A 10,058-nucleotide genomic window follows, 5' to 3' on the forward strand; every position below is an offset into this window, starting at 1 on the left:
ACATTTTTATGCAAGCCACTATACATACCGTAACCCATAGGAGGAAACACTTGAAATGCAAGAAGGCGACAGTCAAAACAGCTTTTGGAAACTATTGAAAAAAGGCAATACCTCATCGGCAAGCGCGGCCATCGGCAATGCGGGGATCGCGATCATCAAGGGAGTCGCGGCGGGTTTAACCGGCAGCGGCGCAATGTTTGCCTCTACGATGCATTCCGTTGCCGACACCATTAACCAAGCGTTCGTATTTGCCGGAAGCGTGCTTGCGGAGAAGAAACCCACGCCGCGATTTCCATCCGGATTCGGCCGCGTCATCAACCTTTTTTGCATGGTGGCGGTGATCGTCGTTACCGTGATGGCCTATGAGACCATCAGGGAAGGATTCCATTTTTTATCCCATCCTTCGGAGTCGCACGGGTTCTGGCTGAATCTCGTCGTTCTGTTCGTATCGATAGCCGTTGACGGTTATGTTCTGATAAAAGCCATGAAAGAAATCGTCCATGAAGCACGCGTCGAGGCCAAAGGACTGAAAATAGCGAAAGCGGCTTTCCGCAATGTGGGGCGAGCAGCGCCGCCGACCCGATTGGTTTTTTACGAGGATTTGGTCGGGACGACAGGAGCCTTCCTTGCTTTAATCGCCGTCGTGGTCACTTCGTTAACGAGCTTTACGCTGCTGGATGGCATTTCGACGATCCTCATCGGGCTGCTTATGGTGGGGGTAGCGTTTCGAGTCGGTTATGACAATATGGTGGGCCTCATCGGCGTAGCCGCCCCGCCTGAAGTAGAGGAGAAAGTGGCTCGGATTATCTTCTCGAATCGCTACGTGACGGATATTTATCAGATGCGCATCCTGCAAGAAGGCCGGTATTATCACGTTGAAGGACTGATTGAGCTAACACCTGGTTTATCTCTCGCCGACGCGGATGACATTAAATTCAAAGTCAGAAGCAGCCTATTGGACGATGCCGATATTACGGACGTGACGCTGGGCATCATTGAAGATAACGGCGTTACGAACTGGAAGCCGGTCAAGCCGACCGCGGAAATCAAATAATCGGGATGCTCATTAGGGAGCCTGTCCGATCATTGAACGGGGCGCGACAGCTGCAGGTGAAATAAAAACAGCGGCCAATCTAGGACATGATCTTGCGTCCTAGTCAGCCGCTGTTTTTATTAAATCCGTTTAAAACCGATGCCTCGATTTAGAAAAATTTCACGCGATCCGACAGCGGCATGAATTCCTTCTCGCCCGGAGCGAATGTCGGTTTTCCGAACGGCATTTGTGCAATCAGCTTCCAGTCGCCCGAAAGCTGCCATGTTTGCGCGACTTCGGCCTCGATGAGCTCGTTGTAATGCTGCAGGGAAGCGCCGAGACCTTGTTCGACAAGCGCCGTCCAAATGACATGCTGCAGCATGCCCGAGGACTGGTTCGACCAGATCGGGAAATTGTCGGCATACGACGTGAATTTCTCTTGCAGGCCTTTCACGACCGTTTGGTCTTCGAAGAACAAGATCGTGCCGTAGCCGTTCGCAAAGCCGTTGATTCTTTCTTCGGTTGCCGCGAAGTTCTCGGCCGGAACGATTTTTCTGAGCGCTTCTTTCGTAATGCTCCACAGTTTGTCCGATTGTTCTCCGAAAAGAACGACTACGCGCGAGCTCTGGGAATTGAATGCGGAAGGGGTATGGTTGACGGCTTCGCCTACGATTTCCTTGACCTTGTCTGCGGATACGACGATTTCTTTGCTCAGCCCGTAAAATGTGCGTCTAGCTTTGACGGCGTCCAAAAACGATTTGCTCATGCTGTACACTCCTTCGGAAAATTTAATATAGTGAATCTTAAATTTAAGATACATTACTTTGAGATACATGTCAACCGGGTAAATAGTCCGCCGAGTGGCGTTATATCGTTCACCCGCTAACCTTCATTATAGTGACTTATCCACCGTTCGAATGCTTCGACGATTGGCCGCAGCGCTTCCCCTTTATCCGTCAATGCATATTCCACGCGAATCGGCATCTCGGGGTATAGACGCCGCATGATCAAGTTCTCGGCTTCAAATAAACGCAGACGATCCGTCAAGGCCGTGCCGGTAATGGGCAAGGTTCTCTTGATATCCGAATAACGTTTCGGACCGCTTAATAATTCCTTCATAATGATGTAATTCCATCTTCCGAATAGCAGCCGGTTATCGGCTTGGAATTTGAATGGGTCCATGTCGGCTCTCCGTTTATCGCGGGAATTCCCTTATTAATAAATGTATTGACAGTCAATATATTGACTAATTGCTTAAAATTTTTCTACTCCTCTTTTTTCATGTTTTCGATCATTCGTTCAAGATAACCCCCGAACGATGCCACTTCATCTGAGGAAAATCCTTCAAATGCACGTTCGATCTTCGCCACGGAATACGCATTGACATTGGCCAGCGCTTCTTGTCCTTCTGCGGTAATGCTGACTTTGGTAACGCGTCTGTCATGCGGGGACTCGTACGTCGCGACGAATCCGTTTTGTTTCAAACGCTGCACCATGCCTGTCATATTTTGTTTGGTGACGAGCATGTTGTTCCCGAGATCCTTGAAGGATTGATCGCCGACTCGCGCAAGAGCGATAAGAATAAACCATTGGTGCAGGCTGCTCAAGCCGGCTTGCGAGGACAAGTTATGGCCGATACGCTCTAATAACACGTTGGCCCGGAAGACGTTATCGATAATGTCGAGACGTTCATTTTTGTTCTCCGTCATGGAATCAACTCCGATAGTCAAGAAGTTGACTTTATTATAGGACTTGAGAACGATCCTGTCAACGACGATCGGTCTGCTGCCATTCATCCGCGCGTTTTCGCTTTGCAAACGTCTTCAAATCGGTTAAGGTAAAGCTATCCGAGGGCTAAAGGAGAATAGATCATGGCGGAACAACGCATCGTAAAATGGGGCATTATGGGACCGGGAGGCATCTCGGACAACTTCGCGACGGAGCTGCCGCACGCGCCGGGCGCGGAGCTCGTCGCCGTCGCGGGACGCTCGATCGATAAAGCGAAGGCTTTTGCCGAGAAATTCGGCATCCCGCGCGCTTATGGCAGCTGCGAGGAGCTCGCGGCCGATCCGGACGTCGAGATCGTGTACATCGGCACGCTGCATCCGATCCACAAGGAGAACGCGCTGACGCTGCTGCGCGGCGGCAAGTCCGTGCTCTGCGAGAAGCCGTTCACGATCAACGCTGCCGAGGCCAGGGAGATCGCGGAACTGGCCGAGGAGAAGGGGTTGTTCCTGATGGAAGCGATGTGGACGCGCTACCTCCCCGCGATCGTCAAGGTAAGGGAGTGGCTGGACAGCGGCGCGATCGGAGACGTCCGCATCGTGAAGGCCGAGTTCGGCTTCGACGCAGGCTGGAATCCCGAAGGCCGGCTGTTGAACAAGGAAAAGGGCGGCGGCACGCTGCTCGACGCCGGGATCTACCCGGTGTCGTTCGCATCGATGGTCTACGGCGGAGAGCAGCCTGCGAAGATCGCAAGCTCCGTCCGGATCGGCGAAACAGGCGTGGACGAGCAGTTCTCGCTGCTGTTTGAATACGGCGGCGGCCGCACGGCCTCCCTGCACAGTTCCGTGCGGCTATCCATGACCAACGAGGCCGTCATCTACGGCACGAAGGGGCGAATCGAGGTGCCGGCATTCCTGTTCGCCAAGGCCGCGACGCTGCACGTGAACGGAGAGGAGCCGGTCGCCTTCAAGCAAGAGCTCGAACCGTCCGGGCACTTCTACCAGGCGATCGAAGCGATGGAGTGCCTTCGAGAGGGTCGCAAGCAAAGCGACGTCTTGACCGTGGACGAGACGGTGCGCATCATGGAGACGCTGGACCGGATCCGGGAGCCTTGGGGACTCAAGTATCCGAGCGAGGCGTGATCGGTTGGACTAATTAGTACAGGTAAAGACGATGAGCGGAGGGCGGCCTCTCTCGTCGTCTTTTTTATACTCAAATTGAAGCGAATTTAATCGAGTCCTTGGGTTGGATTAACGTTCCGAGATCATGAGAGTCAGGGCCAAATGCTGCAAACCGAATAGGTAATCTTGTCTCCAGTTGCTCATCAATAGCTGTGGAACATGTTGCTTGGGGATGTAAGCCGCACTTCGATCGGCGATCGCAGCCAACAGTTGTTCGTCCGCTTCATCCTCGTTGAAGATGATCGCCTTTGGATTGATGATCGCGGCGAAGGTGGCGATTAGCCGTGCGACGGCGTCGATTTGGCTGGAACGGGCTAATAATTTGCCTCCGGTGGACTGTTCATACCGCAGCGCCTGCACGAACGATTGATCGTCGTACTGAGGCACGAACGAGATCTCGCCCGTGAAGAACGTGCTGCCCCGAACGACGTCGCCATTGATCAATATGCCGGAACCCGGACCGTTCTGGCCGAAATACAGGTACGCCAAGGATTCGTTCTCGATCTGGAAGTTGGATGCGAAACCGAGCACGGATGCATTCATATCGTTTTCAACCACGACCGGAATTAGAAATTTGGATTCGAATTCGCCCTTGAGGTCATAGTCGAGAAATTGCGGATAAGGCGGGATCAAAATAATTTTCCCGTTGTCGACCGCACCGGGAACTCCGATCGCGATGGAACGTAATTTCGGATACTTCTCGATCAACGATTCAATCAGATCCGCGAGCGCGTGGATGTCGCGCTGCAGCACGCTTGGCCGGGTCCCCTGCTCTTTGACGTCGCCCATGCAGTTGAACACGGAATAGTTCGTTTCGTCCTTCTCGACAAATACGGCGAGACCCAGCATATACTCCGGATCGTAGGCGTACCGTTTCGCTCTTCGGCCTCCGCTGGAATCGTCCTCGCTGGAATAGCGGATTTCTCCATCCTTCTCCATCTGGGCGATGAATTTGCTGATCGTCGGAAAGCTAAGCCCCAACCGTTGGGAAAGCTCCGCTTTGGTGGCGCTTCCCAATAAGATAAGTCCGGCACGTATACGGTGAATTATCGGCTCTCGTTTCTCTTCCGGAATTTTGAAGACGTTCGTCATTGGAATTCAACCTTTCATTCACGGTTACATGCGACTTATTAATTCAGTTTAATAAGTTGCGACTATCGTAACAAAAATCGTTGTAAAGCACAACATTGAATGAGGCGTACATGAATCGGTCACTGAAAGCGGCAGGGAACGAAAAATGCCTTCGATTCCAGAAGAGCGGAACCGAAGGCATTTTGCATGTCGTTCATACAACTGGCGGGGTTGGAATCAATTACTCGTCAGAGCGGTCGCGACGACGTCGAATTTGATACGGGACGAGGGTGGAAGAGTGTCAGTTTATCGGGATTGCGGATGATATAAATGCTTTGCACCGAGGACCCTCAGCATGCATCAGCACGACGCGCCCCCAAATAGACGACAATCCCGGTCTGGCCGTTGACGCCGCCGAATTCGAAACGAATGCCTGCACCGCATCCTCCGCGTCGGACCACGAGCCGGTCATCTGGTAAGCCAACGTGAGCAGCAGTCCGTTATACGCCTTGAACGGTTCCTCCGTGCGAGTCAACTCCGTCCCTGTTCATGCCGTTTATCATTGGGGGAGCATGCTTGCCATTTGCCACGTATAGGTTTTGATTTTCCAGCCCAATTTACCCGTAATTACGAGATCGAGTCCCCATTTGTTCACCCAAGCCAGTCCCTTGTCGGGACCGAGCCCGATGCAGAACGTTTTCATGTAGCTTTCGTGCACCGGCGCTTGGCGGTCTTCGAGATCCGCAAGCAGCACTTTGGCGATTCTGGCCGCTTGGGGAATCGCCTCCTTGCACGTCATGCCGTCGGCCTGCCCGCTGCCGGGAGCTACGATTCGGGCGCAGTCGCCGATGGCGTAGACGCCCGGCATATCCTTGACCCGGTAGCTCGCATCCACGATAGCGGCGCCTTCCGCCGTGACCGGCATGCCGATTGCGCGCAGCATCGGATTGGGCTTCAGCCCGAGGGTCCAGATGCAGAGGCCGACGCAGCGTTCTTCGCCATCCGACAGCGTCAACGCGCCGTCGATCTCCTTGACGACGCGTTTCTCATGCTTCACGTCGACCCCCAGCTCCCGAAGGTAATGTTCCAGTTTATGACCGACTTTGGCCGGACCGTCCAGAAACAGCCGCCAGTGCGCATTGTACAGCTCGACCGAGACGGAGCTCGGATCGAGACCGAGCCGTTCTGCGTCTTTGCGGCCATGATGCGCCAATTCCGCCGCGGTCTCGATGCCGCTGATGCCCGCCCCCGCGATCGCCACGCGCATCAGACGCGCGCGTTCGTTCGGGTCGTTTTCCGTTGCGGCGCGCTCCAGATTAGCCAGCCATGCGCTCCGAATTTGACGCGCATGCGCCAGGGAAGCGAGTGCGATGCCGCCCTGCGCGGGAGCCGGTTCCCGGACGACGCTGCCCGCCGCCACGACGAGCAGGTCGTAATCGATCTCCCGCTCCGCCCCCGAAGCATCCTCGTACACAAGCTTCCGCTCCTCCGAACGGATCCGCGTGACGGTCGCCTGCACCAATTTCACCCCGTCGGGAAAGAGCGTAGTCAAGGGGATGCGGATGTCCTCGTCGGTGACGGCCGGCCGAAATAGAAGCACCTTGCGCAGATGGTAGGGGTTTCGGTCAATCAGGACGAGACGCATGGGATGGCTGCCCGCATGATTCCCGAACAGGCTGCGAATTTCCTTCACGGCGTGAATGCCCGCGTATCCGGCGCCGATGACGACGCAAGTCTTCGTATTCATATAGGTTCATCCTTCCTGTTTCTTCTTGTTAACAAGACGAGATAGAGACGCAGGCTGTGACGCAGATCCGGCAATCAACAAAAATATCCTCTCGATACGACGCGCGCGTTCATCGGACGGCTGCATGAAGGTTGATCCGAAGGAGATTCGGGTCGTTCTTTTTTGTTAGCTGCGAGAGGCAGGAGCAAGCAGCAAGAGATAGATGACATTCTCTCTATTTTTTTACGCCGGCGGGAGGAAAGGTTCATCGTCTCCCGAATATCTTCCGAAGGGATTGTTTCCAACATTCGCACACTTGGAAGCGATTACACAAAGGAGCGTGCAAAGAGATGGCGACCGAATTCAAAATGGATTTCTCGCAGTTTGAGTTGTCGGATGAACAGAAGTTTATGTTTGATCTGAAAGGTTATCTTGTCATCAAGGATGTCTTCGACGAACGGCAGGTTGCGGCCATTAAAGAACAAGTCCGCTTGATTACCGAAGCCAAGCAGGCGCGCAGCGAAAACGAAATCAAAGCCGGCATCGTTCAAGGCTCTTCCCTGCCGGGCGGCGCCGCGGAAGACATTCTGCGCAGTCCCGTCGTGAAGGGGACATTGAAGCATCTGATCGGCAGCGAGTTCCGGCTCGATCACGTCTTCTCCGTTTGGCGCGAGCTCGGACAGGGGGATTATCTTCCGCCGCATCATGGCGGGCCGATGCGCAACCCGCATTTTCACTATTATTTTTCGCAGGGGCAAAGCTATGCAGGTTTGACACGGATGGTCATCGAGCTGAATCCGGTCGGCAAGAACGACGGGGGAACCGTATTCCTGCCGGGAAGCCACAAAGCGAATTTGCCGGTGCCGCCGAATCTGCTGACCAAACACGACACCTATGCCGAACCGTTCGAAGGCTACGAGGCGACACCGGGGTCGGTCGTGTTCTTTAGCGAGAACACCTGTCATGCAGGACCGGTTTGGACCAATCCGAACCATCCGCGAGTCGCCATTTTGTTCGCTTTCTGCAGCCTTGGCATGCGGTGGCACCGGTACAACAACGTTTCGCCCGAGGTGGTCGAATCGTTGGGACCCGAAGCGCGTTGGTATTTCCGCGACGTATGGCCATGGGACAATCACGGCGGCAACGGGGGGCGGAACGTGCTGCTCATGAACGATGACGGCTCCTATACGGTATCTCCTTAATAGGCGGCTTTCTCTGGTACGAACCAGAGCGCGCAAGCGTCAGAGGCCGTGGAGCCATCGAATATCATAGACTCTGTTCAAGATCCCACTCCATCAATAGGCGTGGGTTTTTTGTTGAATAGGGCGGTTTATTGCAAAACATGCATCATAAGCACTAATCCTTTTTGACTAGAAAACCGATAATCTATCTAGCATAAATTCCGATTCGCAGCTGGAAGTCGTACAAGTTCAACTGGGATTTTGCAAATACACCTAGATAAGAGGTTATGCAATTGTCTAAAACGTACAAGAAGCGTTACAAAATCGTAGCAACCGCTACAGCCGTGGCAACAAGCTCGTTACTGATTCTTTCCCCTAGTGCAGGCGCGGCGCAATCCGGCTTTAAGGATGTATCGCCAAGCGATTACTTTTACGAAGCCGTGACGAGTTTACAAGCCAGGCATGTCATCGAGGGCTATTCGGACGGAACATTCAAGCCGTACGACAAGCTGACCCGAGCGCAAGCGGCCAAGATCATCGTCTCTGCGTTAGGTTTGGATACCGAGAAAATCACGGACCCGGGCTTCAAAGATGTATCGAAGGGGAATTTCTATTATAAGTACATCAGCGCACTGGCCAATCGAGGAATCATCGAAGGCTTCGGCAATAAATTCAGCCCGAATGATACGCTGACCCGCGCGCAAATGGCGAAAGTCATTGCCTTGGCTTATAAGCTTCAGCAGTCCGATACGCAGCAACCGTCGTTCGCGGACGTGAAGCAGGGCGATTGGTTTGCGAAATACGTAGGCGCATTGACCGAGAATGATATAACGACCGGCACAACGCCGACTGCCTTCTCTCCGAACGACAGCATTACGCGCGGACAGATGGCGGCGCTCGTCTTCCGCAGCGAAGAGAGAACCGAGTCCCGCACGACAACCATTTCGACGATTACCGACGATGCCCTGGTGACCTCCGAAGGGACCTATAGCTTGACGGATGAACAGAAGAAATGGATCAATCCAAGCAATCTTGCGGCATTGCAAGGCGCCGTGATTATCTTAACCGCAACAGGGAATCGAATTGAAAAGATGGATCGAATCGAATTGACGGCCAAGGGTTCGGCGAGCGCGGATTCTTCCAATCCGTATGCGAATCATGTGGTAATCGACGGGCATGGCGCGAAAGTAGAAGCCGATATTACGGTGAACGGCGACTATGTCACCTTGAAGAACATGACGATTGCCGGCGATCTCCATGTTGGGAAGAACGTTGAACACTCCTTCTTCTCGGAAGCGACAAAGGTAGAAGGGAAAACGACGATCGACGATTCCTTGTCCGGCGCGGATACGAAACGTCGGGCTTACCGAACATTTGCTTACAGGACTGCGGGCGCTCCTTATTTGCAAGCGGACGCCAATCAAGAATCGGTTCGAGGAAGAGTCGTATTCAGTAAATTCCAACTGGGCCATGTAAGTATCGATAAGGAAGCAGATGTTATTTTCCTCTCGGATTCAACCGGCATCTCTCAAGTAGGGACCTTGCAAATTACGCATGCAGGCGTCAAAATCACGCTCGGAGCCGGAATGAAAATAGGCGATTTGGTCCTTCCGGCCGGAACGAAGCCGTCCGATGTCATCGTGAACTATGAGGCTGTCAAAGGCAACATCGAACTCGTTAACGGCTCCAAAAACCCGGATACGACGCCGGTTTCCAACAACAGCGGGTCGAATGTACCTCAGGCTCCGTCAGCCCCGACGGGCGTGCAGGGCGTTGCGCCATCGTTATCCACGACGGCCGATGGGCAAATCACGGGCTTGGACGAAGCGAAAGTCTATCAGTACAAACAGGCGACAGCAACAACATGGACGGATGTACCTGTCGAATCGACGGCCATTACGGGTTTGGCACCCGGAAGCTATGAAGTGCGCATCGCTCCGAACGGTAATATACCGGCCAGTTTAGCAACGGCGGTAACTGTGGCAGCCAGCCGACTGGTCGAAGCGGTCGCGCTGGACGGCAAGGACGGAGTAAGCTCCACGGACGGCAAGGTCGAGACCGTTCGTCTGAAATTCGATGCCAATATCGATGAGACTTCCGTAACGAACGCTTCCTTCAGCGTAGACGGATTCACAGTTGAA

9 protein-coding genes are annotated in these 10,058 nt (G+C 53.7%); 4 read left to right on the plus strand and 5 right to left on the minus strand.

Going from position 1 to position 10,058, the window contains the following annotated elements; genetic code table 11:
* Positions 1–55: 55 nt before the first annotated feature.
* The gene (locus tag GT003_RS23230; protein WP_161702359.1) at positions 56–1,054 is read left to right on the plus strand and encodes a cation diffusion facilitator family transporter; all 999 of its coding nucleotides are present in this window, start codon (positions 56–58) and stop codon (positions 1,052–1,054) included.
* Between the two features lie 148 nt (positions 1,055–1,202).
* Here GT003_RS23230 and GT003_RS23235 read toward each other — a convergent pair whose 3' ends face one another.
* The 3 genes from GT003_RS23235 to GT003_RS23245 form a co-directional block, all read right to left on the minus strand.
* Positions 1,203–1,799, minus strand: a complete 597-nt coding sequence (locus tag GT003_RS23235; protein ID WP_161702361.1) for a nitroreductase family protein — start codon at positions 1,797–1,799, stop codon at positions 1,203–1,205.
* 116 nt (positions 1,800–1,915) lie between these two features.
* Complete coding sequence (locus GT003_RS23240) at positions 1,916–2,215, minus strand: winged helix-turn-helix transcriptional regulator (RefSeq protein ID WP_161702363.1); 300 nt, start codon at positions 2,213–2,215, stop codon at positions 1,916–1,918.
* 83 nt (positions 2,216–2,298) lie between these two features.
* Positions 2,299–2,742 carry a MarR family winged helix-turn-helix transcriptional regulator gene (locus tag GT003_RS23245; protein ID WP_161702365.1) on the minus strand — a complete coding sequence of 148 codons (444 nt, stop codon included), beginning with the start codon at positions 2,740–2,742 and terminating at the stop codon, positions 2,299–2,301.
* 162 nt (positions 2,743–2,904) lie between these two features.
* On the opposite strand from GT003_RS23245, the gene GT003_RS23250 reads away from it, so the two are divergent.
* Positions 2,905–3,900, plus strand: coding sequence for a Gfo/Idh/MocA family protein (locus GT003_RS23250; protein WP_161702367.1), 996 nt, complete (start codon positions 2,905–2,907; stop codon positions 3,898–3,900).
* Positions 3,901–4,008: 108 nt separating this feature from the next.
* On the opposite strand, the gene GT003_RS23255 is transcribed toward GT003_RS23250, so the two are convergent.
* Both GT003_RS23255 and GT003_RS23260 read right to left on the minus strand, forming a co-directional pair.
* On the minus strand, positions 4,009–5,031 hold the full coding sequence (locus GT003_RS23255; protein ID WP_161702369.1) for an ROK family transcriptional regulator: 1,023 nt from the start codon (positions 5,029–5,031) through the stop codon (positions 4,009–4,011).
* Positions 5,032–5,569: 538 nt separating this feature from the next.
* A complete protein-coding gene (locus GT003_RS23260) occupies positions 5,570–6,757 on the minus strand; it encodes an NAD(P)/FAD-dependent oxidoreductase (protein ID WP_161702371.1) in 1,188 nt (395 codons plus the stop codon).
* A 329-nt stretch (positions 6,758–7,086) separates the two neighbouring features.
* On the opposite strand from GT003_RS23260, the gene GT003_RS23265 reads away from it, so the two are divergent.
* Complete coding sequence (locus GT003_RS23265; protein WP_161702373.1) at positions 7,087–7,938, plus strand: phytanoyl-CoA dioxygenase family protein; 852 nt, start codon at positions 7,087–7,089, stop codon at positions 7,936–7,938.
* A 272-nt stretch (positions 7,939–8,210) separates the two neighbouring features.
* Positions 8,211–10,058 (plus strand): S-layer homology domain-containing protein (locus GT003_RS23270; RefSeq protein ID WP_161702375.1); only part of this gene is annotated, 1,848 nt, incomplete at its 3' end.

Origin of the sequence: Paenibacillus sacheonensis, assembly GCF_009909195.1 — a bacterium.
In the GTDB taxonomy this organism is placed as follows: domain Bacteria; phylum Bacillota; class Bacilli; order Paenibacillales; family Paenibacillaceae; genus Paenibacillus_Z; species Paenibacillus_Z sacheonensis.